At 63.3% G+C, this 26,171-nt stretch carries 22 protein-coding genes and 1 pseudogene; 7 read left to right on the forward strand and 16 right to left on the reverse strand.

Translation table 11 applies throughout. The features are described from left to right. Positions 1 to 48: 48 nt before the first annotated feature. Positions 49 to 537 (reverse strand): GNAT family N-acetyltransferase, encoded by a 489-nt coding sequence (locus tag V1273_RS32210; protein WP_334411931.1) that lies wholly within the window; start codon positions 535 to 537, stop codon positions 49 to 51. A 3-nt stretch (positions 538 to 540) separates the two neighbouring features. Then, positions 541 to 1,332: an IclR family transcriptional regulator domain-containing protein gene (locus V1273_RS32215; RefSeq protein WP_334411932.1), complete on the reverse strand. Its 792-nt coding sequence runs from the start codon at positions 1,330 to 1,332 to the stop codon at positions 541 to 543. 97 nt (positions 1,333 to 1,429) lie between these two features. Between V1273_RS32215 and V1273_RS32220 the strand changes: the two genes are divergently transcribed. After that, on the forward strand, positions 1,430 to 2,788 hold the full coding sequence (locus V1273_RS32220) for an aromatic ring-hydroxylating dioxygenase subunit alpha (RefSeq protein ID WP_334411933.1): 1,359 nt from the start codon (positions 1,430 to 1,432) through the stop codon (positions 2,786 to 2,788). 118 nt (positions 2,789 to 2,906) lie between these two features. Next, positions 2,907 to 4,343 (forward strand): glutamine synthetase family protein, encoded by a 1,437-nt coding sequence (locus V1273_RS32225; protein WP_334411934.1) that lies wholly within the window; start codon positions 2,907 to 2,909, stop codon positions 4,341 to 4,343. Between the two features lie 143 nt (positions 4,344 to 4,486). On the opposite strand, the gene V1273_RS32230 is transcribed toward V1273_RS32225, so the two are convergent. The 8 genes and pseudogenes from V1273_RS32230 to V1273_RS34150 all read right to left on the reverse strand — a co-directional run bounded on the left by V1273_RS32230 (position 4,487) and on the right by V1273_RS34150 (position 12,156). Beyond that, positions 4,487 to 5,731 carry an IS4 family transposase gene (locus V1273_RS32230; RefSeq protein WP_334368994.1) on the reverse strand — a complete coding sequence of 415 codons (1,245 nt, stop codon included), beginning with the start codon at positions 5,729 to 5,731 and terminating at the stop codon, positions 4,487 to 4,489. A 262-nt stretch (positions 5,732 to 5,993) separates the two neighbouring features. Further along, positions 5,994 to 6,722 (reverse strand): ABC transporter ATP-binding protein, encoded by a 729-nt coding sequence (locus tag V1273_RS32235; protein ID WP_334411935.1) that lies wholly within the window; start codon positions 6,720 to 6,722, stop codon positions 5,994 to 5,996. Beyond that, entirely contained in the window at positions 6,715 to 7,482 is a 768-nt protein-coding gene (locus V1273_RS32240) for an ABC transporter ATP-binding protein (protein ID WP_334411936.1), read from the reverse strand. The genes V1273_RS32235 and V1273_RS32240 overlap by 8 nt, the downstream gene beginning before the upstream one ends. Then, entirely contained in the window at positions 7,475 to 8,422 is a 948-nt protein-coding gene (locus tag V1273_RS32245) for a branched-chain amino acid ABC transporter permease (RefSeq protein ID WP_334411937.1), read from the reverse strand. The genes V1273_RS32240 and V1273_RS32245 overlap by 8 nt, the downstream gene beginning before the upstream one ends. After that, positions 8,419 to 9,336: a branched-chain amino acid ABC transporter permease gene (locus V1273_RS32250; protein ID WP_213289778.1), complete on the reverse strand. Its 918-nt coding sequence runs from the start codon at positions 9,334 to 9,336 to the stop codon at positions 8,419 to 8,421. The genes V1273_RS32245 and V1273_RS32250 overlap by 4 nt, the downstream gene beginning before the upstream one ends. Before the next feature lie 147 nt (positions 9,337 to 9,483). After that, positions 9,484 to 10,660 (reverse strand): annotated as a pseudogene (locus tag V1273_RS32255) (ABC transporter substrate-binding protein). A 413-nt stretch (positions 10,661 to 11,073) separates the two neighbouring features. Beyond that, the gene (locus tag V1273_RS32260) at positions 11,074 to 11,961 is read right to left on the reverse strand and encodes a sigma-70 family RNA polymerase sigma factor (RefSeq protein WP_334411938.1); all 888 of its coding nucleotides are present in this window, start codon (positions 11,959 to 11,961) and stop codon (positions 11,074 to 11,076) included. Beyond that, a complete protein-coding gene (locus V1273_RS34150; protein WP_442894125.1) occupies positions 11,962 to 12,156 on the reverse strand; it encodes a hypothetical protein in 195 nt (64 codons plus the stop codon). Positions 12,157 to 12,631: 475 nt separating this feature from the next. Here V1273_RS34150 and V1273_RS32270 point away from each other — a divergent pair, with 475 nt between their 5' ends. Next, entirely contained in the window at positions 12,632 to 13,906 is a 1,275-nt protein-coding gene (locus V1273_RS32270) for an NAD(P)/FAD-dependent oxidoreductase (protein ID WP_334411939.1), read from the forward strand. 35 nt (positions 13,907 to 13,941) lie between these two features. Here the strand turns inward: V1273_RS32270 and V1273_RS32275 are convergent, their stop codons facing one another. From V1273_RS32275 to V1273_RS32290, 4 genes are all read right to left on the reverse strand, one after another. Beyond that, the gene (locus tag V1273_RS32275; protein ID WP_442894126.1) at positions 13,942 to 15,612 is read right to left on the reverse strand and encodes a tannase/feruloyl esterase family alpha/beta hydrolase; all 1,671 of its coding nucleotides are present in this window, start codon (positions 15,610 to 15,612) and stop codon (positions 13,942 to 13,944) included. A 248-nt stretch (positions 15,613 to 15,860) separates the two neighbouring features. Then, on the reverse strand, positions 15,861 to 17,075 hold the full coding sequence (locus V1273_RS32280) for an ABC transporter substrate-binding protein (RefSeq protein ID WP_334411940.1): 1,215 nt from the start codon (positions 17,073 to 17,075) through the stop codon (positions 15,861 to 15,863). 78 nt (positions 17,076 to 17,153) lie between these two features. Further along, positions 17,154 to 17,477 carry a 2Fe-2S iron-sulfur cluster-binding protein gene (locus tag V1273_RS32285; protein WP_334411941.1) on the reverse strand — a complete coding sequence of 108 codons (324 nt, stop codon included), beginning with the start codon at positions 17,475 to 17,477 and terminating at the stop codon, positions 17,154 to 17,156. Positions 17,478 to 17,487: 10 nt separating this feature from the next. Further along, positions 17,488 to 18,723 carry a cytochrome P450 gene (locus tag V1273_RS32290; RefSeq protein WP_334411942.1) on the reverse strand — a complete coding sequence of 412 codons (1,236 nt, stop codon included), beginning with the start codon at positions 18,721 to 18,723 and terminating at the stop codon, positions 17,488 to 17,490. An 80-nt stretch (positions 18,724 to 18,803) separates the two neighbouring features. Here V1273_RS32290 and V1273_RS32295 point away from each other — a divergent pair, with 80 nt between their 5' ends. Further along, the gene (locus V1273_RS32295) at positions 18,804 to 19,334 is read left to right on the forward strand and encodes a MarR family winged helix-turn-helix transcriptional regulator (RefSeq protein ID WP_334365392.1); all 531 of its coding nucleotides are present in this window, start codon (positions 18,804 to 18,806) and stop codon (positions 19,332 to 19,334) included. Between the two features lie 242 nt (positions 19,335 to 19,576). On the opposite strand, the gene V1273_RS32300 is transcribed toward V1273_RS32295, so the two are convergent. Beyond that, on the reverse strand, positions 19,577 to 20,776 hold the full coding sequence (locus tag V1273_RS32300) for an ABC transporter substrate-binding protein (RefSeq protein WP_334412303.1): 1,200 nt from the start codon (positions 20,774 to 20,776) through the stop codon (positions 19,577 to 19,579). Between the two features lie 136 nt (positions 20,777 to 20,912). Here V1273_RS32300 and V1273_RS32305 point away from each other — a divergent pair, with 136 nt between their 5' ends. Continuing rightward, the gene (locus V1273_RS32305; protein WP_334411943.1) at positions 20,913 to 21,440 is read left to right on the forward strand and encodes a MarR family winged helix-turn-helix transcriptional regulator; all 528 of its coding nucleotides are present in this window, start codon (positions 20,913 to 20,915) and stop codon (positions 21,438 to 21,440) included. A 106-nt stretch (positions 21,441 to 21,546) separates the two neighbouring features. On the opposite strand, the gene V1273_RS32310 is transcribed toward V1273_RS32305, so the two are convergent. Beyond that, complete coding sequence (locus V1273_RS32310) at positions 21,547 to 23,409, reverse strand: feruloyl-CoA synthase (protein ID WP_334411944.1); 1,863 nt, start codon at positions 23,407 to 23,409, stop codon at positions 21,547 to 21,549. Positions 23,410 to 23,522: 113 nt separating this feature from the next. Between V1273_RS32310 and V1273_RS32315 the strand changes: the two genes are divergently transcribed. Together V1273_RS32315 and atzF are read left to right on the forward strand one after the other, a co-directional pair. Beyond that, complete coding sequence (locus tag V1273_RS32315) at positions 23,523 to 24,071, forward strand: MarR family winged helix-turn-helix transcriptional regulator (RefSeq protein WP_442894127.1); 549 nt, start codon at positions 23,523 to 23,525, stop codon at positions 24,069 to 24,071. Between the two features lie 220 nt (positions 24,072 to 24,291). Then, positions 24,292 to 26,100: an allophanate hydrolase gene (gene atzF / locus V1273_RS32320; protein ID WP_334411945.1), complete on the forward strand. Its 1,809-nt coding sequence runs from the start codon at positions 24,292 to 24,294 to the stop codon at positions 26,098 to 26,100. The last annotated feature ends 71 nt before the right edge of the window (positions 26,101 to 26,171 follow it).

Here is a 26,171-nt window from a genome sequence, read left to right on the forward strand (position 1 = left end):
ATAGCGGAGGAACGCTTCACCAGACTCAGGCGCATTGTTCGCCTTGCCCTAGCCGAACTTCGCAAAGGCGGGAGCATGCGCAATGATTCCCGTCGCCGTCGGAAGTTCGTTGCCTCCAAGCGGAAGGGCCATCAGATGCGGTCCGGCATAAGGTGAGATGAACCCGCTCGCCTTGCCGGCATCGAATCCAAAACGTCGATAGAAGGCAGGATCGCCGAGGACGAAGATTCCGGCCCAGGCGGCGGCCTCGCTGCGGGCGATTCCCTGGCGGATCAACCGACTGCCGAAACCTGTCCGCCGATATTCAGGCAGTACCGCGACGGGTGCGAGCGCGAGCGCTGGAAACGGCGCTTTCATCCTTGAGAGCATGATGTGGCCAACGACCGTTCCGTCATCAACGGCAACCAACGAGAAAACGGAATCGCCGGCATCGCGGAGATCGTCGACCAACCGCGCCTCGGCTGACCGACCGAACGCTACTTCTTCAACGAAGCGGATAGCCGCAACATCGCCGGGCGTTTCGGATCGGACAATCATGGGTCACACCAGCATCGATTTGACCGATGCCGCCGCCTCGCGCAGGCGCGGCAGAAATTTCTCGACCATCTCTTCCGCGGACACGCGGTCGACATGCGCGCCCATGTTGATGGCGGCGATGATCGCGCCGTCGTAGCGGCGGACCGGCACCGAGACCGAACGGAAACCCGGCTCGGCTTCGCGATCGACCAGCGAATAGCCCTGCGCGCGATCGGCGACGATCGTCTTCAGGAGCTGCTTCTTGTCGGTGACGGTGAACGGTGTCAGCGGCGCAAGCTCCATCCGGTCGAGCGCGGCGGCCACTTCGTCATCAGCCAGCCGCGACAGCAGGACACGGCCGACCGAGGTACAAAACGCCGGCAGCCGGTAGCCGATATCGATGCCTGACGAGAAGATTCGCGTCGGGCTGGCGCGCGCGATGAAGACGACGTCGTTGCCGTCGAGGATCGCCATCGACGCGATCTCCTGCGCCTCAGCCGACAATCGATCAAGCGCTGGCTGCAGCACCGAGACGACATGGTTGGAGGCGAGATAGCTTGAGGCCAGCACCAGCACGCGCGGCGTCAGGCGGAACAGCTTGCCGTCACTTGCGACAAAGCCGGCGCGTTCGAGCGTGAAAAGGATGCGCCGTGCGGTGGCGCGCGGCAGCTCAGCCGCCTTGGCGAGATCGCTCAGCGTCATCGGCTGCCGGCTGCCGCCAAATATCTCGAGCACGCGCAGGCCGCGGTCGAGGCTTTCGATGAAATCGGTCGCGCCGCGGTTGTCAGTGTCCGCCGCGCGCTTAAGCTTGGGCATCGCTGCCTCCATAATCCGCTTGCCTCACGCCAAGCATACGTTAAAATCGCACAAAAGTTCAATAGGCGAACAAGTCCAGCTAGCGGAGATCCTCGCCATGATGAGCCAGGAAGCGAACGACCTGATCACCCGCACCGGCCGCAAGGACCCGTGCGGCAAGCTGATGCGGATGTACTGGCAGCCGGCGGCGCTGGTCGACGAGCTGCAGGGATCGCGGCCGGTTCGCCCGGTCAAGCTGCTCGGCGAAAACCTCGTGCTGTTTCGCGACGAGCAGGGCCGCTACGGCCTGATCGACCGCCACTGCGCCCATCGCGGCGCCGACCTCGCGTTCGGACGGCTGGAGAATGGCGGGTTGCGCTGCGCCTTCCATGGCTGGCTGTTCGACGTCTCGGGCCAGTGCCTGGAGACGCCGGCGGAGCCGAAGGACTCAAAGCTGTGCCAGGGCATCAAGCAGCGCTCTTACCCCGTGGTCGAGAAGAGCGGCATCCTCTGGGCTTATCTCGGCGAAGGCGAACCGCCGGCGTTTCCGGAGATCGACTGTTTTGTGGCGCCCGACAGCCATACCTTTGCGTTCAAGGGGCATATCAACTGCAATTGGCTGCAGGCGCTGGAAGTCGGCATCGATCCGGCGCACGCCTCCTTCCTGCACCGCTTCTTCGAGGACGAAGACACTTCCACCGCCTACGGCAAGCAGTTCCGCGGTGCGTCCGCCGGCAGCGATATGCCGATGACGAAGATCTTGCGCGAATACGACAACCCGATCATCAACGTCGAACATACCGAGTATGGCCTGCGCCTGATCGCGCTGCGCGAGCTCGACGAAGAGCGCACGCATGTGCGCGTTACCAATCAGCTTTTCCCGCATGGCTTCGTCATCCCGATGAGCACGGAGATGACGATCACGCAGTGGCACGTGCCCATCGATGACGAGAACTGCTACTGGTATGCGATCTTCACCTCTTACACGACGCCGGTCGACAAGAAGAAGATGCGCGACCAGCGCCTCGAATTGTACGAGCTGCCGGATTACAAGTCGCGCAAGAACAAGAGCAACGATTACGGCTTCGATCCGCACGAACAGGCGACCGCGACCTATACCGGCATGGGGACCGACATCAACGTCCACGACCAGTGGGCGGTAGAATCGATGGGCCCGATCCAGGACCGCACTAACGAGCATTTGGGACAATCGGACAAGGCGATCGTGCAGTATCGCCGCCTGCTGCGGCAGGAGATCGAGAAGGTGGTCGGCGGCGAAAAGCCGATGCTGTTCCTTGACGCGGCACACGCGCGCAGCATTCAGGGTCCTGCCACCATGGACGGCATCGGGCCCACGCAGGGCTGGGAAATCTATTGGATGGAAATCGACGTCAAGCGCCGCCGCGGCGCACCTTGGGCCGCGCCGGTGCCGACGGAGATTTCCGGCAAGGTGCCCCACCTTACGGCGGCGGAGTGATGATGCTCCCTCTTCCGTCATTGCGAGCGAAGCGAAGCAATCCATCGCGCCGCACGTGGAGGCATGGATTGCTTCGTCGCGTGGCTCCTCGCAATGACGGCTACCTCGGAGCAACACGTTGAGTTTCGTAGAACGTCACGAGCTGTGGTCGAAAGAGCAGCAGGAGGCCGCGAGCCGCCTGCGCAAGATCGTCGAGGAGAAAAACCTCGAAGTCGTCCGCCTGTCATTCCCCGACCAGCACGGCATCCTGCGCGGCAAGACGCTGGTCGCGAGCGAAGCGATTGCCTCGCTGGAAAGCGGCTGCTCCATCACCACGACCATGCTCGCCAAGGACACCTCGCACAAGACGGTGTTTCCCGTATTCACAGCCGGCGGCGGGTTCGGCATGAAGGAGATGGAAGGCGCCGCCGACGTCTTGATGGTCGCCGACGCCACCACGTTTCGCGTGCTGCCGTGGGCGCCGACCACCGGCTGGCTGCTGTGCGATCTCTACTTCAACGATGGCCGTCCGGTGCCGTTCGCCACGCGGCATCTCTACCGCAAGGTGATCGATCTGCTCGGACAGCGCGGCTACGATTTCGTTGCTGGCCTCGAAGTCGAATTCCATCTCTTCAAGCTCGACGACGCGCATATGGCGCCGGAGGATGCCGGCCAGCCCGGACGCCCGCCATCGGTGAGCCTGCTGTCGCACGGCTACCAGTATCTCACCGAGCAGCGCTACGACCAGATGGAGCCGGCGCTGGAGATCATCCGCCGTGACGTGCTGGCGCTCGGCCTTCCCTTGCGATCGGTCGAGGTCGAGTTCGGGCCGAGCCAGTGCGAATTCACCTTCCAGCCGACCAAAGGCCTCGTGCCCGCCGACAACATGGTGCTGTTCCGCTCGGCCGTAAAACAGATCGCGCGCCGCCATGGCTATCACGCGACCTTCATGTGCCGGCCGAAACTGCCGAACGTGTTCGCTTCGGGCTGGCACCTGCACCAATCGCTGGTGTCACGCGCCAGCGGCGAGAATGCGTTCATGGCCGGCGACAAGGGCGAGGTGCTGAGCCCGTTTGGACGCGCCTATCTCGCGGGGCTCCTGGAGCACGCCCGCGCATCCACCGTATTCACGACGCCGACCATCAACGGCTACAAGCGCTACCGCTCCTATTCGCTGGCGCCGGATCGCGCGATCTGGGGCCGCGACAACCGCGGCGTCATGATCCGCGTGCTCGGCGGTCCGGGCGATGCGGCCACACGGCTGGAAAACCGCATCGGCGAGCCCGCGGCGAACCCGTATCTTTACATGGCCTCGCAGATTCTCTCAGGCCTCGATGGCGTCGACCGCAAGCTCGATCCGGGGCCGTCAGCGGATGCACCGTACGAGACCAAGGCGGCGTTGTTGCCGAAGAGTTTGCGCGAGGCGGTGTTCGCGCTGCAGGACGATCCGTTTTTCCGGCAGGCGCTGGGGGCGGAGTTCGTGGACTATTACGTCCACATCAAGAACGCGGAGATCGAACGGTTTCAGGCCGAAGTGTCGGACTGGGAGCATCGCGAATATTTCGAGATGTTTTGAGGGAGGGGATGACGCTCTCTCGTCGCCCCTGCAAACGCAGGGGCCCATAACCACCGATGCCAATGATCAGAGGAAGATCATCGACCACCGCCTTAAGTAACAACGGCTGCGGCGTATGGGTCCCTGCGAACGCACTAGGGCATCTACACGCTTGCCGGGCCATATACGAGGAGTTGGAAGCGAGCCATTCCCATGTGGAAGGTGATTGGTCCAGGTGGGCGATGAGAGGCGTAACCGGTCCATCCGCCGAGCTTTGCGATGATCCATGCCGCCCAGGCGACAGTGTTGGGGCGATGGTGGTTCTTCTGGAGCTCGGTGCGGCCTTTCAGGGTTTTGTTGATGGCCTTGAGCGCTTCGATCTCGTCCGGCGTGAACACAAATTCGACCTGCAATTGTTCGCCGCCATTGCGGGCTTGAACGAGCTGGATGACGATACATGCTACTCTGGTGGCGATCGCCACGAGTTTGATCAGGCCTTCAGCGCTGTCGAGCTGACTATCCTCGATGCGCAGACCCTGGCTCTTCAGCGAGCGAAAGAGCTGTTCGATGATCCAGCGCTGCTTGTACCAGGAGACGATCCGCCAGGCATCGGCGGCGGTGACGACCGGATGAGTGGTCAGGAGCAACCAATGAATGGGCTTGGCGCTCTTCGGGGGGTGCAACTCGACGACCTCCACGAAGCTGACTTTGACGCCCTGTGGCAGGTCTTTCACGCCGGGGCGCTGCGGTCGTTTGAGCACAACGGTTCCCAGGCGCATGGAGAGGTGGGCCTGGCGACCGTGGCGATCCATTCGCTTTGGTAGATCGATCACCGCCTTGTCGCAGAAGCGGGCCCGCGCGACCGCCTGATAAAGCGTGCCGCCATCGACCAGCGCATGGTCGTGCATGGCGCGCGACAGGAGGTGGACATTGTCAGCGGGTGTCAGCGACCAGTGAGCAAAGAAATCCCCCTCGCGGTCGTTGACGACGGTGATCATACGAGCAGCGACCAGAACCTCGCAGCCTTGCTTAGCCGTCGTCACCCAGCGCGCCGATTCCTTGTCGGCCAAGGCGCGCTTCTCGTGAGCGATCCTGGCCTTGCGCTTGCGCGTCCACACCTCACCGCCGGTGAGCCCGAGACAGACCCCGCTATCGGCATCGACCGCCATCATGGCATGCAGCAGCACGCCGCGAGCATTGCCTTTGCCGACCTTGCCCAAGTCGCGCCGATGTCCCGGACGAGTGTGGAAGTTGATCTCGCTGGTGTCCTGGATCGACAGCACATGACGCCCGCTGACCGCCATCGACGTCTGCAGGCTCCAGCCTTCAATCAGCTTGTCGATCGTGACTTGCGGATTGTTCACAAACCGCCAGAACGCCATGTTCGCGGCCCAGTTGCCCTGCGCCATCTGGCGCAAACAGACACTGCGCGTGCAAAGCATAGCCCGGAGAAGCGCCGCCCCCTTTTATCGAGGCGAACGTCTCCAAACTTACCCAGGGACAAATCCGGTTCCTGCTGCATCTCTGGCGCTCCTTCGAATCAAAGCGCCAGAGAGAGAATCATACAAAACGCTGCGGCGAACGCACATCATGCCGCCCCGAGTCAATCTGTCGCGTCCCCAAGACGTGTAGATGCCCTAGTGCGTGCGCAGGGACGACGGCAGAGGTAGCTTAAATCCCGAGATACCGGTGCTGCAGGTCCGGCTCCGCAATCAACTGCTCTGATGTCCCCGTCCACACCGTTCGCCCGCGCTCGATGATGTAGTGGCGATCGGCGATGCGGGAGAGGTTGGCGACGTTCTTGTCGATCACCAGCACAGATTGGCCGCGGCCCTTCAGCATCGACAGGCAGTTCCAGATTTCCTCGCGGATCAGCGGTGCGAGGCCTTCGGTGGCTTCGTCGAGGATCAGAAGCTTCGGGTTGGTCATCAGCGCACGGCCGATCGCCAGCATCTGCTGCTCGCCGCCCGACAAGGTCACGCCCATGTTGTTGCCGCGCTCGGCAAGCCGCGGAAACAGCGCGTGGATCTTGTCGATGGTCCAGGGATCGGGATTGCCTGAGCGGTTGCCCGAAGCCGCCACCAGATTCTCGTAGACTGTCAGGTTCGGAAAAATCTGGCGGCCTTCCGGCACCAGGCCGATGCCGAGTTTTGCTATTCTGTAGGATGGCAGGCTGCGCACTTGCTCACCCGCGAAGCGGATCGTGCCCGCGCGAGCCGGCGTCATGCCCATGATGGAGCGGATGGTCGTGGTCTTGCCCATGCCGTTGCGGCCCATCAGGGCGACCATCTCGCCCGGCTTTACCTTCAGCGACAGGCCGAACAGCACCTGGCTGAGACCGTAGCAGGTCTCGATGCCTTCAACTTCGAGCAGGGTTTCCGCGGCTTTTGATTCAGCCATGGCTAACCACCACATGCTGGTCGCCGAGATAGGCGCGCTTGACTTCCTCGTTGTTCCTGATGGCGTCGGGATCGCCTGAGGCAATGACGCGGCCATAAACCAGCACGGTGATGCGGTCGGCGAGCGCGAACACCGCCTCCATGTCGTGCTCGACCAGCACGATGGTGACTTCCTTCCGCAATTCCTTGAGCAGCGCCACCATGCGCGCGGATTCGGTGACGCCGAGGCCGGCCATCGGCTCGTCGAGCAACAGCAATTGCGGCTTGGTGGCGAGCGCCACCGCAAGTTCGAGTTCGCGCTGTTCGCCGTGGCTCAATTCCGACACCAGCACGTCAGCGCGCCTGGCGAGCCCTACCCGCGCGAGCGCCGCCTGCGCCGCTTCGCGCAGATGCCTCTCCTTGCGCGCGGCGCCCCAGAAGCGGAACGAGTGGCCGTCATGCGCTTGCGCCGCCAGCGCGACATTATCGGCTGCGGTAAAATCCGGCAGCAGGCAGGTGATCTGGAACGAGCGCGCCAGGCCAAGCCGGCTGCGCTGATAGGACGGCAGCCGCGTGATCTCGCGGCCGGCGAAGTGAATGGTGCCGGAATTCGGCATCAACTGTCCGGTCAACTGGCTGATCAGCGTGGTCTTGCCGGCGCCGTTGGGACCGATGATGGCATGCAGTTCGCCCGGCACGACATCGAGAGACAGATTGTCGGTGGCTTTGATGCCACCAAAACTTCGGACCAGGTTGTCTACACGGAGCAGAGGATCAGCCACGGCTCAACCTCCCGAGCAGGCCCATGATGCCGCCGCGCGCGAACAGCACGATCAGCAGCAATAGCGGGCCCATGATCAGCGCCCAATATTCGGTGAATTGCGACAGGACTTCTTCCAGCAGGAGGAACACGATGGTCCCCAGGACGGGACCGAACAGCGAGCCCATGCCGCCGAAGACCACCATCACCATGAGTTCGCCGGAACGGGTCCAGTACATCCCGGCCGGGCTGATGAAATCGGTGTTGTTGGCGAGCAGCGCCCCGGCGAGGCCGCAGATCGTGCCGGAGATGACGAAAGAGACGAGCCTGTAGCGGTTGGCGTGAAAGCCGATCGCCTGCATACGCTGTTCGTTGGAGCGCACGCCCTGTACCACCATGCCGAAGCGCGAATTGACGATGCGCCAGATCAGGTAGACGCCGCCGAATAGGCAGAAGAGGCAAAGGTAATAGAACTGTACGCGGTTCGACAGGTCGATCAGGCCTGCGAAATCGCTGCGCTTGTAGATGGTGAGGCCGTCGTCGCCGCCATAGCGAGAGAGGCCTGAGGCGATGTAATAGGCCATCTGCGCGAAGGCGAGCGTGATCATGATGAAATAGACGCCGCGTGTGCGGAGGCTGAGCGCACCGATCACGAGCGCATAAAGCGCCGACAGTGCCAGCGCAACCGGCCACTGGATGAAGCCGGAGCCGATGCCTTCATGGGCGAGGATGCCCACCGCATAGCCGCCAATGCCGAGATAGGCGGCGTGGCCAAAGCTCATCATGCCGCCATAGCCCATGATGAGATTGAGGCTCGCGGCCGCCAGCGCGAAAATGACGATGCGGGTGAACAGCGTCAGAATGAAGATGTTGCCGGTCAGTGCCGAATAGGCCGGCAGCACGGTGAGGCCAAGCGCGACAAGCGCCACGATGACGTTGCGGGCGTTGATGTGAGATTTCATCGCTTGGCAGCCGGAAACAGCCCCTCAGGCCGCACGACGAGGACGATGGCCATCAGGAGATAGATCAGCATCGACGACAGAGCGGGTGCGGCGGTGGAAGCGGCGGCGGAACTCAGCACGGTGCGCAGCAGATCGGGCAGGAAGGCGCGGCCGAGCGTATCGATCATGCCGACGAAGATCGCGGCCATGAAGGCGCCGCGGATCGAGCCGATGCCGCCGATCACGATGATAACGAAAGCGAGGATCAGGATGTTCTCGCCCATGCCGATCTGCACGGTCAGGATCGGCGCCTGCATCAGGCCGGCAAGGCCTGCGAGCGCCGCGCCAAGTCCGAACACCAGCGTGAACAACAGTTTGATGTTGATGCCGAGCGCGCCGATCATTTCACGGTTGGAGGCGCCGGCGCGGATCAACATGCCGATCCTGGTCCGCATCACCACGATATAAAGCAATGCCGCAACCGCCAGCGCGACCACGATGATCGACAGCCGGTAGGCCGGATAGAACACGCCGGGGACGATCTGCACCGGGACGGTCAGCCAGGCCGGCAGCGGCAGCGACAGGCCGGCGGGGCCCCAGATCAGCCGCACCGCGTCGTTGAAGAACAGAATCAGCCCGAAGGTCGCCAGCACCTGATCGAGATGGTCACGGCCGTAAAGATGTCGCAGTGCGATGAATTCGAGCGCGATGCCCAGTAGCAGCGTGGCGCCGAGCGCCAGCAATATGCCGAGCACAAAACTATTCGTCCAGGCGACAAAGGTCGCCGCGAAATAGGCGCCCATCATGTAGAGCGAGCCGTGCGCCAGATTGACGAAGTCCATGATGCCGAACACCAGCGTCAAGCCGGCCGCCAGCAGGAACAGCAGCAGGCCGAACTGCAGGCCGTTCAGCGATTGTTCAACGAGGACGAGCATGAACCTAAAACTCTAGACCTAACAAAACAGCGGCAGCACATCTGCGCCGCCGCCATTTTTCTTGTTGGGCGGATGATCTGTCGTTAACCGCCCCCGGGTCAAGCCCGAGGGCGCGCTCCGGCGATCATGCACCGGCCATGCCAACAATCACTTCTTCATCGGACATTTGTCGTGGAAGCGATCCTGGTCGTCCTTGACGATGGTCGCCACCGTCTTCAGCGAGAGCTGGCCGTCGGCGTCCTTGACCACGTCCTGCAGGTAGAAATTCTGGATCGGAATGTGGTTGTTGCCGTATTTGAACGGGCCGCGCACGGACTTGAAGTTGGCCTTCTCCATCTCGGCCTTCATCTCGTCCTTCTTCGAGGTGTCGCCCTTCACCGCGACCACCGCGCTGTTGATCAGGTTCGCGGCGTCATAGGACTGCGCGCCGTAGAAGGTCGGGCGCAGGCCGGTGTACTTCTTGCGGTAGTCCTCGACGAACTTCTTGTTCTCGGGGAACGGCAAATCGTTGACCCATTGCTGCGCGCCGGGCACGCCGATTGCATTGTCCTTCTGCAGCGGCAGCGACAATTCGTCGATCGTGAACGCGGTATAGAGCGGGATCTGCCCCTTGAGGCCCGCCTGGGCGTATTGATTGAGGAACTGGACACCGGCCGCGCCCGGATAGAACACGAAGATCGACTCGGCCTTGGAATTCTTCGCCTTGGTGAGCTCGGCGGAGAAGTCGAGCTGGCTCGGCCACACCGTGTATTCCTCGCCTACGACCTGGCCCTTGAAGGTGCTTTTGACGCCGGCCAGCATGTCCTTGCCGGCGGCATAGTTCGGGCCGATCAGGAACACTGACTTCACGCCCTTCTGGTTCATGTAGGTGCCGACCGCCTGCGGGGTCTGGTCGTTCTGCCAGGAGGTCGAGAACACGTAAGGCGAACAGAGATCGCCGGCGAGCTGCGAGGGACCGGCATTGGACGTGATCAGGAAGGTCTTGCTGTCGACCGCGGTCTTCAGCGACGCCAGCAGCACGTTCGACCAGATGTAGCCGACGACGAAATCGACCTTGTCGGACTGGATCAGCTTCTCGGTCTTCTGCTTGCCGACGTCAGGCTTCTGGCCGTCGTCTTCATAGATCACCTCGACCGGCTTGCCGCCCATCTTGCGGCCGAGATGGTCGAGCGCCAGCTCGAACGAGTTGCGCATGTCGTTGCCGATCACAGCAGTCGGGCCGCTGAAGGTCGAGACAAAGCCGATTTTGATGGTGTCGCCAGCGAGCGCGGGCTGCGCCAGCGCCAGAATTGTTGCGCCCCGCCAGCCAGAATGCCTTTTTCATAATCACTCCCCTCCTGTTTATCACTCAAAACCCGGTCAACCGGGCGACCGGCAACGCTTGCTCCGCGCGCCTCTTATCTGTGAGGTATTTTGTGCGCGAAATCGCCGGTCAGCGGCAAGCATGAACCCAAGGCTCCGGTTAGAACCTTCGGCGCATGCTTAAGCCACCTGCACCATAATTCGTGGATGGCGGGGATGGCAAGAAATATAATGCCGGTTGCCCCGGACAGACCAAGGGACCGGCTGGGGGCTACCTGACATTTTTCAATCTCCCCTCGCCTCCATCCATGAAAGGCTCGAGATCAATATCGAGGACGCCCGGCAGCGCCGTCTCACAAATCATTTTATGCTTAAAACAATTTTCCGCAAGGGTGGAATCGCGTATTTCCACCTTCACCATCCAGAAGCGCTCGTTCAGATCAGATATTCAGCGCCATCGATGACGTAAGGCGCGTGGCGGAAATCCCTGATGGTCGCGACCTTGCCGGCCGACCAGCCCAGCAGCACGAAATATTTCGGCTTGGCATCGCCTTCGTTGGGATCGAACACCAGGATGGCGGGACGTCCCTCCACCAGGCCCGGCACCAGGTGCCAGTCGCTCACTTTGTCGTAGTTGCCGAAATAGCGGGACACTTCGGCCTTGCCACGCAAGTGGGTTCTGCTGACGAGATCGAGCCTGACATCGTCTGTAATCATGGCGCGGATCGCGTCGAAATCGCGGGCGTTGAAATGGGCAACATAGGCGCCGAGCCGCTCGCGATCGGCGTCGGATAGTTTTTGTGGCGGCGCGTCGTCCGGCTCGTCGGCGATTTCCCGCAACTGCGCGCGGCCGCGATGCAGCGCGGCCTTGGCCGCGGGCAGGCTGCAATCCATCACCTCGCAGACTTCCTTCAGCGAGCAGCCGAGCACGTCCATCAGGATCACGCTCGCACGCTGTGGCACCGGCAATCGCATGAAGGTGCGCAAGGAGGTCGCGGCGATCTGGCGGCTCGCCACGGCATCGAGCTGGTCAACGATCATGTCCACCTCCGCTGGTCCCCGGAGCGCCTCCTGGCGCCTGCGCCGGCGCAGGAAATCCAGCGCGGTGTTGTGCGCAATGCGAAACAGCCAGCCTTCGGGATTGCCGAGCGTGCCGGCGGAGGCATGCGCCTCCACCGCCTTGATCATGGCATCCTGCAGCACGTCCTCGCCGTCGATGACGGAGCCCACCATGCGCGCGCAATAGCGATGCAGCTTTGGGCGCATCGCCACCAGCAGGCGTTCGATGTCGAAGGCGGCGGACGTCTCGGGACCCTCTGTCATTTAGACTCCGGCAAGCGCGTTCTCGGTCTCGCGCAACATGCGATAATTGCCGACGACGGTCACACCTTTCGGCAGCGGCGGTTCGGCGCAACGCTCGCGAATGCCGTTCTGGAATGCCTGAAACGCCGCCAGTTTCGGCAAGGCGCTGGAGCCGTCGTCGGCTGCGGTCTCGACGAAAATGGATGAACGTATCATCCTCCAGCCGCAGCGACAGATAGCGAAAGCCCTCCGGCTGGGCCGCCTGCAATTCGGCAAACACCGCCGCCACCAATTCGGCGTTCCTGTCGCTCATTTCCGGCTTGGTTTTGTACCTGATCACGGTTCGTCTCATGGCTTTCTCCTCATTTTGCGGCCATCTCGACCCCAAGGACGTTTGGGATTGGGCAAAGGATGCTGTGGCAGGAAATTTATTTTGCCGTCGTCCCTGCGAACGCAGGGACCCATAACCACAGAAGGGTATTGTTGAGAACGCTGGAGCCGCAGCACGGCGCCACAACAAAATCCTGTGGTTATGGGTCCCGGCTCCTGATGCGCAATTGCGCATAAGGGCCGGGACGACGGCATCATACGCTTTCGCTATCGACCGATTGACAAAGGCGTATTGGAGCGGAGCCGCAAATGGCTACATAATCCAGTGCGTTGAGACATCTGAAACCGGGGTCGCATTCCCATGACGACAGTGCCGAAAGAACCCCATCACGTCGTGATCGTCGGCGCCGGTTTCGGCGGTCTGGAGACCGCCTTTGGCCTCGCCGGGGCGCCGGTCCGGATCACGCTGATCGACCGCCGCAACCATCATCTGTTCCAGCCGCTGCTCTACCAGGTCGCGACCGCTTCGCTGGCGACGTCGGAAATCGCCTGGCCGATCCGCTATCTCTTGCGCGACCGCCCCGAAGTGACGACGCTGTTTGCCAATGTGAATGGCGTCGATGCCGCGGGAAAGCGCGTGCTGCTCGAAGACGGCGAAACGATCGCCTACGACACGCTGATCCTCGCCACCGGCGCCCGCCACGCCTATTTCGGCCACGATGAATGGGAGCCGTTCGCACCGGGCCTGAAGACGCTGGAGGATGCCACGACGCTGCGGCGGCGCATCCTCGTCGCCTTCGAGCGCGCCGAGCGCGAGAAGGATCCGGCGCGGCGCGCGGCGTTACTCACCTTCGTCATCATCGGCGCCGGCCCGACCGGCGTCGAAATGGCCGGAACGATCGCCGACCTCGCCAAGGACACGCTGCCGCCGGACTTTCGCAACATCGATACCCACAAGACCCGCGTTATCCTGATCGAGGCCGGCCCGCGCGTGCTCGCGGGCTTTCCCGAAGACCTCTCCTCCTATGCGCAGCGCGCGCTGGAGGAGCTCGGTGTCGAGGTGGTGCTGGGGCAGCCGGTTACGGAATGTGCGATCGACGGCGTCGTCTATGGCGGCAACCGGCTCGAGGCCAGGACCATCGTCTGGGCGGCCGGCGTGCGCGCCTCGCGCGCGGCGGAATGGATGAACGCGCCCGCCGACCGCGCCTACCGCCTGAAGGTCGAGCCAGACCTCTCCGTGCCCGGCCATCCCGATGTGTTTGCCATCGGCGATACCGTGACGATCGCCGGCCCCGACGGCAGTCCCGTGCCCGGCATCGCGCCGGCGGCCAAGCAGCAGGGGCGCTATGTGGCGGCGCTGATCAAGGCGCGCCTCTCCGGCGGCACGCTGCCGCCGTTCCGCTACAAACATGCCGGCAGTCTCGCGCAGATTGGCAAGAAGAAGGCCGTGATCGACTTCGGCCGCATCAAGCTGCGCGGCAATCTCGCCTGGTGGATATGGGGCATCGCCCACATCTACTTCCTGATCGGCCTGCGCAACCGCCTCAGCGTCGCCTTGAGTTGGCTGTGGATTCACGCCCGCGACCAGCGCGCCGCGCGGCTGATCACGCAGGGCTCGAGCAAGGTCACGGGATAGGCTTCGCTCCGCAGGGATCGCGCGGGCGGAACTCCTCACGGCGCGCAGGCAAAACTGGTCGCGCTACTCGTCGGCCCCGATTTGTAATGCGGCCATGCCGGCCATTGGCACAACGGCAGTGCGCGCGTGGTCTCAAACGCCGGCGCTTCGACCTTCTGCTCGATCACCTCGAGATCGCCGGGCGCTTTGCCGTTCTCGACCCAGTCGACCAGCACGGCCAGTATATCGACATTGGCGGGCGCGCCTGAACCAACATGATCGACACCGGGCGCCGTGTAGAGGCGGGCGAACTCTGCGGTCTTCTCCTTGCCCAAGGTGCGCTGCACGTTTTCGAAATAGCGGATTCCTGCGTAAGGGCTCTGGGCATAGTCGGCCATGTTTTCGAGAACCACGAGCTTGCCGCCGCGCGCGGCAAAGCGGCTGAGATCCGGATTGGTCGAATCCATCAACCGCGACACCTGCAGCAGCCGCTCCTTGTGATCCTCGGGCCTGTAGGTCGTGACGTCGAGCTTCGGGTCGCGCGCGAAGACGTATTGGATGCCGCCGGCGCCGTAGATCCAGGCGATGCCGTTGACAGGGGCCGGCGGCTGCGCCGGCGCCGCCTTGCCGAGCCACCAGGCGATCCAGCCGCCGGTCGGACCGAAGGCGGGAATGTTTTCGCCGGAAACGCCCCAGCCCGGATAATCGTCGAGGCTGTTCTCCAGCGGGAACGAGAACTGGTACGTCGAATGCAGCGTCCTGATCGCCGCGATCTGCGCTTCCGTCAGGCACTGGTCGCCGCTCTGCCCCGCCGCGCAGCGCAGCGAGTCCGGCTGGAATTTCGCCTTGCAGCCAACCGGGTCCAGCACCAGCGAATCCTCGGCGCCGTCCGCCTTGTCGCAGGCAGCAAGCACCGCCTTGGCCACGAGTTCGACCTGCGCGGGACGAATCCAGCCCTCGCCCATGGTCGCCAGCCCCGACCGCGTCCCGGCATGCTGCAATCCGACCCAGTTGATGACGGGCACGCGGGCAAAGATGCCGTCGAAGTCATCGGGATAGCGCTGCGCCATCGTCAGCCCCTCGCGGCCGCCTTCCGACGATCCCATGAAATACAATTTGGCCGGCGGGTTGCCGTAGGCGCGCAGCATCAGGGCAACCGCGGCGTCGCGCACGCGCTTGTAGGAACGATGGGCGAAATTCTCAAAGGCCTCGTCGTTGAGCGCAAACACTTGCGGCGGCTCGCCCGGCTTGGTCTCGTGGCCGGAATCGGTGCCATAGGTGACGAACCCGCGCGCCAGCGGCGACGGCGCGCCGAATGGATACGCCGGCGGCAAGGCAAGCCCGGTAATCAGCACGCCGTTGAAACCGCCGCCACCATATTGCAGCGAGCGGCCGTTCCACTCGACCGGAAGATTCACCTGAAATTTGATCGGCGGCGCCTTGGGATCGGCCGGCGCGATCTGGCCGAGGACCTTGCAGAATTCCGGATCGGCTGGCGTGATGCGCGCCGCCGGCGTCGGTGCTCTTTCGGCGACGGCGAGCGGCGACGGCGCGACCATGGTCGCAGAATCAATCCGCACGGCATTGTCGACCGGCCGGATAAGGTCGCCGCAGGTCGCAGCGGGATCGCCGACCATCTTTGCGGCCGTGGCGTCGACGGCAAAGAACGAGGTCGCAGCCGCCAGCAAAGCCAATTGGATGCGAATTTGGAATCTGAGGCGTTGCATCGTTTCTCCCTTCGCTGTCGCAGCCGTGTTCTTGACCGGCCATCAGGCTTACAATGGTTCAGACCACGCGGGCGTCAATCGAAATAAGACGAGGCAAGATTAGCGTCGACGTTTGACATCCGTTGTGCGGCGGCACCCCAACCATAGCCGATGCTCCGCATCGGCGTTCTTCGAAAGAACGGCGGCCACAGGCCGCCTATGCCTCCCCCGCAATTACCCGCAAGCGGGAGAGGAAGCGCAGCGGAGCATTACTTCACCAGCGAGCAGCCGCCGTCGGCGAGCGGGCGGAAGGCCTGGTCGGCCGGAATGGTCGAAACCAGTTTGTAGTAGTCGTAGGGATATTTCGACTCTTCCGGCTTCTTCACCTCGAACAGGTACATCGGGTGAATGACGCGACCGTCCTGGCGGATGGTGACATCGCCGAACAGTTTGTCCTTGCCCTTGAACTTCTTCATCTCAGGCACCGCATCCTTGGCGTGGTCGCTGCCGGTCGCGGCCACCGCGTTGAGATAGGCGAGCGTGGAAGCATAGACGCCGGCCTGATTGCCGCTCGGCATCTTGCCGTTCACGCCCGGCCGCGCTGCGAAGCGCTTTGCAAACGCGCGGGTGTTTTCATCCATGTCCCAGTAAAACGCCTCGAACAGTTGCAGGCCCTGGCCTACCTTCAGCCCCATGCCATGGACGTCGTTGATGAACAGCAGGAACGCCACCATCGTCTGTCCGCTTTGCTGAAGGCCGAACTCGGCCGCCTGCTTCACCGCGTTGACGGTGTCGCCGCCGGCATTGGCGAGACCGATGACCTTGGCCTTGGAATTCTGCGCCTGCAGCAGAAGCGAGGCAAAGTCCGGCGTGTTGAGCGGATGCTTGGCCGAGCCCAGCACCTTGCCGCCGTGCTTTTCGATGTAGTTGGTGGCCTCGGCCTCGATGCCCTGGCCGAGCGCAAAATTCACCGTGATGAAGTACCATTCCTTGCCACCGCGCGCCATCATCGCCGCCGCGGTCGAGTTGCCGGTCGCCCAGGCGTCATTGACCCACTGGATGGTGTTGGGAGAGCAGGCCTTGCCGGTCAGGTCGGAGCTCGCCGTCGACGACGCCAGGAACGTCATGCGGCTATCGCGCAGCAGCGAGTTGATGGTGAGCCCAACGGCGGAATTCGGCACGTCGACCACGGCATCGACGCCATCGACGTCGAGCCATTTGCGCACGATCGCCGAACCGACGTCGGCCTTGTTCTGGTGATCGGCATAGACGATCTCGACCTTGATACCCTTGCCACCGCCGTTGAAATCTTCCGCCGCCATGCGCGCAGCTTCCACCGAGCCCATGCCGTTGGTGTCCTGGAAGATACCGGAAATGTCGTTCAGCACGCCGATGCGCACGACATTGTCGGAAATTTCCGCGCGCGCCGCGCCCGACGCCACGCAAGACAAGGCAAGCGCGAGACCTAACCTTAAACCCCTCATTGTTCTCTCCCTTTCGAATTTGATCTTGAGCGTTCCCGGACTTCGCCGGGTTTGACTTCAGTTCAGGTGATTAGGCCGTCACAATTGCCGGTCCGGCAGATTGAGAACCAAACCATCGAGATCGGCAGCCAACTTGATCCGGCAGGACAGCCGGCTGTTGGCCCGCCGTTCGGCGGCGGCGCCGTCCAGCAGCGCGTCCTCGTCGTCGCCCATGGCCGGCAGGCGGGCGAGCCAGCTCTCGTCGACATAGACGTGGCAGGTGGCGCACATCGCGTTGCCGCCGCATTCGGCCAGAATTCCACCGACATCGTGGCGCGTCGCCGCCTGCATCGCGCTTTCGCCGTCGCTGGCATCGATGCGCTGCGCCTGGCCGTCAAGGTGAACAAACGTGATGCTCGGCATGGGTGGTCCGTCAGGCCGGAGAAATGGTGATGGGGAGACTTTCGAGACCGCGCAGCGTGTTGTTGTAGCGGCGCTTCACCGGGCCTGATATCTCGATACTTGCGACCTTGCGCGCGATCGCCGCCAGCATCACCTCGCCTTCGAGGCGTGCGAGGAGCTGGCCGACGCACATATGAATGCCCGAACCGAACCCGACATGGCCGGAGGTGCGGCGGGTGACGTCGTAGCGATCAGGATTTTCCCAGCGTCGCGGATCGCGGTTGGCGGCGCCAAGGAACATCAGAACCTTTTCGCCTTCGCCGATGCGATGGCCGGCGAGTTCGACCTCCCGGGTCGTGGTGCGGAAAAAGGTCTGCACCGGGCTTTCGAAACGGATCGCTTCCTCGAATGCGTTGCGCGCCAGCGTTGGATCGCTGCGCAGCCGCGCAAGCTGATCGGGAAAGCGCGCCAGGCAGTACATCGCGGCGCCGATGCCGTTGACGGTGGTGTCGAGGCCTGCCGAAAGCAGCGAGCGCACCAGCAGCGGCGCCTCTTCCGCCGTGATGTCGCCGGCATCGGCGCGCGCATGGATGCAAGCGCCGAAGCCGCCGGGCGCAAGATTTTCGCGCTGGCACTGCGCGGCGACATAGGCCTGATGGGGCGCGGAGCGCTCGATCGCCTCCTGGCGCAACTGGTTCGGCGGCCCAAACGCGTTGAAGACTAGGCTCGCATAGGGCAGCAGATTCTCCCGCCCCTCCTGCTTCAGGCCCATCGCATCAGGAAATACCGAGAGCGGATAGGCCTCCGCGAGATCGGCAACCGCATCGAACCTTCCGCGCGCCAGCAGTTCGTCGACCTTGGCCGCGGCCATCGCCGTGAATTGTTCGCGGACCTGCTTCATGGCGGTCGGCGACAGCACCTGGGCGAGCACCGCGCGTGTCCTGGTATGCGCCGGCGGGTCTGCTTCAAGGATGATGCTTTGCGGTCGCCACGGCTTTTCCTTGGCAAAATCGCTCAAGCCGACGCCGCGGCTCGAGCAGAAGGTCAGTGGGTCGTTGAGGACGGCGTGCACCTCGGCATAGCGGGCGACGCCATAGACGCCCCACTTCTCGAGCCAGACCACCGGCCCGGCCTCGCGGAGAACGTCGTGGATCCGGTGCGGATCCTCGAAAAACTCGGTCGAGAACGGGTCCACGTCCAGACGGGGTACGCCGGCCGGCGCACTCCGCTCCGGGGTTGCAGAATCTATCCGGGATGTCGCGCTCATGTGGGCCTCCTGCATAATGTCCTTGCAGAGCGGTGTGCGCTGTCTCTATGTCTGGAACGCTGGAGCAGCGTCGGAAAAGCATGAGCAGGAACAGACAGGCGCGCGCCCCCCGTGTGGGCGCGGCAGGCAGGAGCGGACGGGCCGAGCAGGTGCTCGACCTCGACCGTTACGTTCCGGCCCTCATCACCTTCATCGCCAACAAATTGTCGCGTAGCGCGACCGTGGTCTATCAGAAGCGCTTTGGGGTCAACGTCACGGAATGGCGGATACTGTCGCTGCTCGCGATCGAGCCGGAAATTTCCGCGGCGCGGATCTGCCACGTGATCGGTTTCGACAAAGGACCCGTGAGCCGGACGCTCGCCGGCATGGAGGAACGCGGGCTGGTCAGCATCAGGGCCGACCGCGAGGACGGCCGCACCCATTCGATCTCGCTGACCCCGAAGGGCTATGCCACCCACGACCAGGTCATCGCGGTCGCGCTCGAACGCGAGCGCCGCCTGCTCTCCTGCTTGAGCAAGCCGGAGCGGGAGACCCTGATCGCGCTGCTGCTGCGAGTGCACGGCAATCTCGACGCCGTGAAGGGCGCGGGCGAAGTCGATACGCGGAGCTGAGCGGCGCCTATTAGCTGCGCCGCGGCGACCACACTGCGCGCGCGACATCGCATTGCGTCGTGACGATCCGACACACCCAAACATCCGTTTCTCCCTGTGCGGCCCGGCACTCTCCGTGCTCTGCGATCGGCCGCCTTGCGGAAATACGCTCGCACAAATTAGTTGCCTTGGCAACATACACGACGAGCCTCGGCGATCGATTTTCGGACCCGGCCGATTCCTGCCGGCCGCCGCCAGTCAGATCATCTCTTGACGAGTGGGCAGTTGCCGTCGCTTTCGGGACGAAACGCCTGATCGCCCGGGATTGTAGCGACGACCTTCAACAGATCCCATTTCGACGTGGATTCGTCAGGCTTCTTCACCTCAAGCAGAAACAGCGGATGAATCTTACGCCCGTCTGCGCGGATGGTTCCCTTGCCGAACAGCGGATCGTCGGTCGGCATCGCCTTCATCGCCGCGACAACGGCCTTGCCGTCGGCGGCGCCGCCGATCTTGTCGACGGCCTTCAGATAATGCAGCACCGAAGCATAGACGCCGGCCTGCATGTCGTTCGGATAATTCTTTTGCGGATGGCGTTCGGCGAACCGTTTTGCAAAAGCGCGCGTGCCTTCGTTCAAATCCCAATAGAACGGATTCATGATCTGCGCGCCCTGCGCTGCCTTCAGGCCGAGCGCAGGAATTCCGTTCATGCCGAGGATCAGCCCGACCAACTTCTGCTTTTGCGTCAGCCCGAACTCCGCCGCCTGCTTGATCGAGGTGATGGTGTCGTCACCGGCATTCGCCACGCCGACGATGTCGGCGCCCGAGGCCTGCGCCTGCAGCAGGAACGAGGCATAGTCGGCTGTGCCGAGCGGATGGCGCACGGCGCCGAGCACTTCGCCGCCGGAGGCCTTGACGCCTTCCATCGCCTGCTTCTCCAGGTCGTGGCCGAAGGCGTAATCGGCGGTCAGAAAGAACCATTTCTTGCCGCCTTGGGCTACCACGGCTTTGCCAAGGCCACGGCCGTAGGCATAGGTATCGTAGGTCCAGTGCACGGTATTCGGCGTGCACTTTTCGCCGGTGAGCAGCGCGGTGCCGGCGCCGGAGCCGATGAAGACCTTGTTCTTCTGCTCGCTCATATTGGCAACCGCGAGCGCAATCGCCGAGTTCGGCAGGTCGAAGATGGCGTCGATGCTTTCGGTATCGTACCAGCGCCGCGCGATGCCGACGCCGACGTCGGTCTTGTTCTGATGATCGGCGGTGATGACGTCGACAACCTTGCCGGCAGCCTTGCCGCCATAGTCCTCCACCGCCATTTGCGCGGCGATGACCGAGCCGATGCCCTGGTAGGTCGAGAACACGCCCGACTGGTCGTTGAGCACGCCGATCCGGACGTGGTCCTGGGCCTGGGCTTGGTCTTGGGGAGCGCCGGCGAATATTCCGCCGAGCGCGACCGCGAGCATTCCTGTGCGAAAAAGCTGTCGCATGCGTTCCCTCCTGTATGGAAAAGGCGGCCTTCTCGGCCGCTTCAAAATTACTTATAACTTATAAGCATTTTGAGGATTGTCAATTCACGTGATGCCGTGCGAGCTTTTGCCCATGGAACGAATCGGAAAAATTTCGACGCGCAACGGTAACGGAGCGGCCAGACCGGCCGAGCCGGACTCGGCGCGAAAACTCGATCTCACCGCGCTGCAGCAGACCCCGGGATTCATGATCCGGATCCTGCAGTTGGAGAACTTCGAGGCGTTCTATCCGTATTTCGAGTCCCTGAACCTTTCGCCGCTCGAATATGCCATCCTGGTTACGGTGCGGGACAACAAGACGGTGACGCAGAGCGAACTCGCCGCCGTGTTGAAGATGCAGCTCCCCAACCTCGTGAAAATCCTGTCACGGATGGAGGAAACCGGCGTCTTGAAGCGGAAGCGATCCGCGCGGGACAAGCGCGCGGTCGAGCTCAGCCTCAGCGCGGCGGGCGAGAGGCGCGCTGACGAAGCCAGCCGGCTTGGCGAGAGCTTTAATGCCCAGACGCTTTCCGCGCTCAGCAAGAGCGAGCAGACGGCATTTCTCCAGATGCTGGTGCGGCTGGTCGAGGCGCACAAGCACGCGGCGTCCCGACGCGCCTAGAGCCGTTTCGGTTCTGATTCAATCAGAACCGGGCTCTAGATTCTTGTTTTGACGCGTTTTCTTGACGCGAACCGGTGTCCACTTCGCTTGAAAACGCTCTGGCGTTTCAGCCAGCGCAGCCGATCCATTCGGCCGAGGCGTCGTCATCCAACGTTGCCACTGCGCTCGCGCGCCGCGTCAGCACCGCGCGCTGGTTGATATAACCCTTGTCGGTGATCTCGCCGCCGTCGACGGACGCGGGTTCGGCCAGCAGCAGCGCGCGCGTTGCGTGACCGGACGAGTTGCCGCTTTGCGCCTTTAGGTTCGCAAGGCCCTGCGCGATCGCTGCGCGAACCCGGTCGTGGCCAATCACATCTTTCACGTCGGCGCTGTCGGGCAAGCCGGCATGTGCACGGCAGGCCGCAATATTCGGAAATACCAGGAAGCGAACCTCGTCGCCGCCATGGCCGGTCACGACAATGTCCTGCGCCAGCGGCGCCAGAGCAGCGATGCCGGCGATGCGCAACGTGCCGACGCTGACCCAGGTGCCCGAATTGAGCTTGAAGTCCTCGGCGACGCGGCCGTCGAAGAACAGTCCGAGTTCGGGACGCGCCGGATCGGCAAAGGTCACGGCGTCGCCGATGAGATAAAAACCCTCTTCGTCGAACGCCTGCGCGGTCAAATCCGGCGCCTTCCAGTAACCGGGCGTGACATTCGGACCGCGCACCCGCACCTCCAGCTTGTCGCCCGATGGCACCAGCTTCAGTTCGGTGCCCGGGATCGGCACGCCGATATTGCCGGAACGTTTCGCCTGGAAATGGCAATCGGTGGCGAGCGGCGAGGTTTCGGTCGAGCCCCAGGCCGACACCATCGACAGCGCACGCCCCACCGTCTCGATCGAGAGTTCCTCCAGCGCGTCCCAGAGATTCTGCGGCAAGGCTGCGCCGGCGTAGAAAGCGAACTTCACCTCGCTGAAGAACTTTTTTCGCAGTTCGTCGTCGCTGCGCAGCGCCGCGATCAGCATGTCAAAACCGCGCGGCACGTTGAAATAGACTGATGGCATCACGCTTCGCAGATTGGCGAGCGAGGTCGCGAACAACCCCGGTGCCGGCTTGCCGCCGTCGACATAGAGCGTGCCGCCGTTGCGCAGCACCAGATTGAAATTGTGGTTGGCGCCGAAGGTGTGGCTCCAGGGCAGCCAATCTAGGATCACGAGATCCTCGCCGATATCTTCGAGGAACGTCCAGGTCTGCGCCTTGGCCTGCTGGCTGGAGGTCAGCATGCGCTGGGTATTGATCACGGCCTTCGGCGTGCCGGTCGAGCCCGAGGTGAATAGGAATTTTGCGATCGTGTCCGGCGTGATCGCGGCAAAGGCCTTTTCGACATCGCGCGTTTCCGGCGTTGAAGCGACGGCGCGGAAGGAGATCGCGCTGTCATCACCCGCACTGCCGCTGACAATGGTGGCCGAATGCAGTGGCTTGATCGCCGCCAGCGCCGCGGCAAACGGCTTTGTGCCGGAAACATAGATGGCGCCCGGTCCGAGCAGCGTGATCATGCTCTTGAGCTTGTCGAAATCCTTGGACATCAGCGAATAGGCCGGCGAGATCGCGGCCGATGGCACGCCGACATGCTGGGCGGCGAGCGCGAACAGCGCGTGCTCGACGCTGTTGTCGGACAGGATCACCAGCGGACGCTCGGCGCTTAGCCCCTGCGCGAGGATCCAGGCGGCGGCCGAGCGCACCTGCTTCAACGCATCCCTGTAGGTGACGGTGTTCCACGGCGTATCAACGCTGGCGCGATCGGCGAGAAAGATCCGGTCCGGCGCCTGCCGCGCCCAATGCTCCAGCCAGTCGCCGATACAGCGCGCACTCGGCCGCAGCGGCGTGGTCGATTTCAGGATGATGCTGCCATCGGTCCGGCGATCGGCAACGATCGCCGGCGTCGCGAATAGATTTTGGGAATCGGCACCGCTGATGGCGGCGATAGTCATGGGCTTCCTCCTGCCGCCTCGAAAGGGCTGGCTTGACGCCAATGTTGGGCACAACAATTGTTGTCGTCAACAACAATCTTCCCCTTGGCCGCGTGAAGCGCTAGAAGGGAACGATGGCGAGGAACAGTCAGGCACCCAGAATTGCCAAGTCACGAATAGCCAAGTCGCGCGCTGGTATTCGGCCGCGCCCCGGCCGCGCGCGAAGTGAAAACGGCAACGCGCACAGCGATCTGATGAACGGCGAAATCGGCCTCGACGCGCTGGCGGGCCACGCCGGTTATGCGGTGCGGCGCTTTCAAATCTGGATCTTCCAGGATTTCATTCGTACGCTCGGCGCCGTCGATATCCGCCCCACGCAGTATTCCGTGATGACGGTGATCGGCGCTAACCCGGGGCTGAGCCAGATGGCTGTTGCAAAACGGCTCGGCATCGAGCGCGCCCGGCTGGTGCACCTCCTGGATAGTCTTGAACAGCGCGATCTCGTCAGCCGCGTCAAATCCGCCGCCGACCGGCGCTCCCACGCGCTGCACCTGACCGCGCGCGGCCGGACGGCGCTGGCGCAGTTCAAGCGGCTTGCCGCCGAACATGAGCGCCATGTGGCCGAGAAGATCGGCAAGGAGAACCGGGAGAAACTGCTGCAGATACTCTCGGACTTCACCTGATCGCGGCTGGCGCCAGGCCTTGGGCTGAGTGGCCTAAGTTTTAGGCAGTCTCCAGTAACGGCCGGGCTCATGGCATGCGTCAGTCGCCCCGTAAGTGCATGAAACTGCAAATCTATATTTGAGCGTTGGCTCGACTAAGCGATTGTACACAATGGCACATCGCTTGCTTCAGCTTGGTAACCTTAGTCCGGGTAACCTTGCTCGCTGGAGTTTTGCTGCCATGGGATCCGACGCGCCTGAAACCGTTGCTGCCATTGTCGCCGCGCACCGCGCCGGCGCGATCACCCCGGCGCAAACCGTCGCGCGCTGCTATCAGCGCATCCGCGACCATAATGATCCCGCCGTGTTCATCAGCCTGCGCGACGAGAAGGATGCGGTGGCGGAGGCCGAAGCGCTGGCCTCGAAAGATGCGGCATTGCTTCCGCTGCTCGGCGTCCCGGTCGCAGTGAAGGACAATATCGACGCGCTGGGCTTAGCGACCACGGCCGCCTGCCCGGCCTTTTCCTTTTTCCCCGCGCAGGACTCGACGGCGGTCGCAAAGCTGCGGGCGGCCGGCGCCATCATCATCGGCAAGACCAACCTCGACCAGTTCGCGACCGGCCTGGTCGGCGTCCGCTCGCCCTATGGTATTCCCGTCAATCCGATCCGCGCCGATCTCGTGCCGGGCGGATCGAGTTCAGGATCGGCGGTGGCGGTTTCCGCCGGCCTCGTGCCGCTTGCGCTCGGCACCGACACCGCGGGTTCGGGCCGCGTGCCGGCGATGCTCAACAACATCGTAGGGCTCAAGCCGAGCCTTGGGCTGATCTCCAACGCCGGGCTGGTCCCGGCCTGCCGCACGCTGGACTGCGTTTCGGTTTTCTCGCTCACCGTCGACGATGCGATGACCGCACTGGCTGCGATGGCGGGCGCCGACTGCGCCGATCCGTTTTCGCGCGACCGGCCGCTGGGACCGATGTCGGTATTTCCCGAAAAACTCCGGCTCGGCGTGCCGCGCAATGGCCAATTGATCTTCTTTGGCGACGCGGCTTCCGAGAAAGCCTATGGCGAGGCGCTCAAGCGCTGGACGGCGCTCGGCGCCACGCTGGTCGAGTTCGACCTCGAACCCTTTTATGAGACCGCGCGGCTGCTTTACGAAGGCCCGTGGGTCGCCGAGCGATACCTTGTCATCCGCGACCTCCTGGCATCCTCGCCGGATTCGATTCATCCGGTGACCCGCGAAATCACCGCCGCCGGCGCGCGGCTGACCGCCGCCGACACCTTTGCTTCACGCTATCGGCTGCAGGCGCTACGGCGTACGGCCGAGCGCAGCTTTGCCCATTTCGACGCGATGGTGCTGCCGACGGCGCCGACCGCCTATTCGACCGCGCAGGTGCTGGCCAATCCGATCGAGCTCAACAGCCGGCTCGGCACTTACACCAATTTTGTCAACCTGCTCGACCTCTGCGGCCTCGCGCTGCCGGCCGCGATGCGCGCGGACGGCATCCCGTTCGGCATCACGCTGCTGGCGTCCGCGGGACGCGACGCGCAGCTCGCCAGCATCGGGCGGGTGTTTCATGCCGACACCCAACTGAAGATGGGAGCCAAGGGGCTGATGCAGCCGCCGCTCGCTTCGTTGCCGGCAGCCGCGAACGGCGATGAAATCACCCTCGCGGTGGTCGGCGCGCATCTTTCCGGCATGGCGCTCAATGGCGAGTTGCAGGTGCTCGGCGCCCGCCTGATCGAGGCGACCGCGACCGCGCCGGACTACAAGTTCTACGCGCTCGACACGGTGCCGCCGAAACCCGGCATGCTGCGCGTGGAGCAAGGCGCGGGCAGTTCGATCAAGCTCGAGCTTTGGGCATTGTCGGCGACAGCCTTCGGCAAATTCGTCGCTGCGATCCCGCCGCCGCTCGGCATCGGCACGATCCGGCTCGCCGACGGAACGGACGTGAAGGGATTTCTGGTCGAGCCCGCAGCCATCAACGGCGCGCGCGATATTTCAGCCTATGGCGGCTGGCGCGCGTTCATCGCGGAGAGGGTGGCGGTGTAGCCCCGTGTCCCGGACGCGGCGCAGCGTGCAACGCTGCTCCGCAGAGCCGGGACCTATGCGTATTCGGAGAG

It is taken from the genome of Bradyrhizobium sp. AZCC 1721 (assembly GCF_036924715.1).
GTDB lineage: Bacteria > Pseudomonadota > Alphaproteobacteria > Rhizobiales > Xanthobacteraceae > Bradyrhizobium.

Bases quoted from the DNA above. Each gene is read 5' to 3' on its own strand.
- V1273_RS32260 (WP_334411938.1), bottom strand. From the start codon at position 11,961: ATGACAGAGGGTCCCGAGACGTCCGCCGCCTTCGACATCGAACGCCTG.
- V1273_RS34150 (WP_442894125.1), bottom strand. From the start codon at position 12,156: ATGATACGTTCATCCATTTTCGTCGAGACCGCAGCCGACGACGGCTCC.
- V1273_RS32300 (WP_334412303.1), bottom strand. From the start codon at position 20,776: ATGCTCGCGGTCGCGCTCGGCGGAATATTCGCCGGCGCTCCCCAAGAC.
- V1273_RS32290 (WP_334411942.1), bottom strand. From the start codon at position 18,723: ATGAGCGCGACATCCCGGATAGATTCTGCAACCCCGGAGCGGAGTGCG.
- V1273_RS32230 (WP_334368994.1), bottom strand. From the start codon at position 5,731: ATGGCGCAGGGCAACTGGGCCGCGAACATGGCGTTCTGGCGGTTTGTG.
- V1273_RS32280 (WP_334411940.1), bottom strand. From the start codon at position 17,075: ATGAGGGGTTTAAGGTTAGGTCTCGCGCTTGCCTTGTCTTGCGTGGCG.
- V1273_RS32285 (WP_334411941.1), bottom strand. From the start codon at position 17,477: ATGCCGAGCATCACGTTTGTTCACCTTGACGGCCAGGCGCAGCGCATC.
- V1273_RS32270 (WP_334411939.1), top strand. From the start codon at position 12,632: ATGACGACAGTGCCGAAAGAACCCCATCACGTCGTGATCGTCGGCGCC.
- atzF (WP_334411945.1), top strand. From the start codon at position 24,292: ATGGGATCCGACGCGCCTGAAACCGTTGCTGCCATTGTCGCCGCGCAC.
- V1273_RS32275 (WP_442894126.1), bottom strand. From the start codon at position 15,612: ATGCAACGCCTCAGATTCCAAATTCGCATCCAATTGGCTTTGCTGGCG.
- V1273_RS32315 (WP_442894127.1), top strand. From the start codon at position 23,523: ATGGCGAGGAACAGTCAGGCACCCAGAATTGCCAAGTCACGAATAGCC.
- V1273_RS32295 (WP_334365392.1), top strand. From the start codon at position 18,804: ATGAGCAGGAACAGACAGGCGCGCGCCCCCCGTGTGGGCGCGGCAGGC.
- V1273_RS32210 (WP_334411931.1), bottom strand. From the start codon at position 537: ATGATTGTCCGATCCGAAACGCCCGGCGATGTTGCGGCTATCCGCTTC.
- V1273_RS32215 (WP_334411932.1), bottom strand. From the start codon at position 1,332: ATGCCCAAGCTTAAGCGCGCGGCGGACACTGACAACCGCGGCGCGACC.
- V1273_RS32250 (WP_213289778.1), bottom strand. From the start codon at position 9,336: ATGCTCGTCCTCGTTGAACAATCGCTGAACGGCCTGCAGTTCGGCCTG.
- V1273_RS32305 (WP_334411943.1), top strand. From the start codon at position 20,913: ATGGAACGAATCGGAAAAATTTCGACGCGCAACGGTAACGGAGCGGCC.
- V1273_RS32245 (WP_334411937.1), bottom strand. From the start codon at position 8,422: ATGAAATCTCACATCAACGCCCGCAACGTCATCGTGGCGCTTGTCGCG.
- V1273_RS32235 (WP_334411935.1), bottom strand. From the start codon at position 6,722: ATGGCTGAATCAAAAGCCGCGGAAACCCTGCTCGAAGTTGAAGGCATC.
- V1273_RS32310 (WP_334411944.1), bottom strand. From the start codon at position 23,409: ATGACTATCGCCGCCATCAGCGGTGCCGATTCCCAAAATCTATTCGCG.
- V1273_RS32220 (WP_334411933.1), top strand. From the start codon at position 1,430: ATGATGAGCCAGGAAGCGAACGACCTGATCACCCGCACCGGCCGCAAG.